A 395-nucleotide genomic window follows, 5' to 3' on the forward strand; every position below is an offset into this window, starting at 1 on the left:
ACTCTCTTACCCGACAGAGAGCCAGCCACTGCGCAGGCCTGGCTCGCGGGGCAGCCACAAATCGCTGTGGTCGCGCGCGACCGCGGCGGTGGCTATGCCCTTGCTGTGGCCAAGGCACTCCCGCACGCCACCCAGGTCGCCGACCGTTGGCACCTCATGGAGAACGCCAGCCACGCCTTCCTGGATGCGGTTCGCAAATCCATGCGCCAGGTCCGGATCGCGGTCGGCTCCGCCACCATAAATCCCAACTTGTTGACCGCCGCCGAGCGCATTCAATATGAGGGTTATCTTCGGCGAGAAGACACCAACGCGGCAATTCTCAAACAGGCTGAGACGGGCGTCTCCATAAAGGAGATCGTACGGCTCACCGGCCATAGCCGGGGCCTCATCCGCAG

1 protein-coding gene is annotated in these 395 nt (G+C 63.8%); it reads left to right on the forward strand.

The genetic code is table 11. The features are described 5' to 3' along the window. Positions 1 to 395 (forward strand): transposase (locus tag AC0L3P_RS40130; protein ID WP_473309476.1); only part of this gene is annotated, 395 nt, incomplete at both ends.

The sequence above is a fragment of the Bradyrhizobium sp. WSM4874 genome (assembly GCF_055811835.1).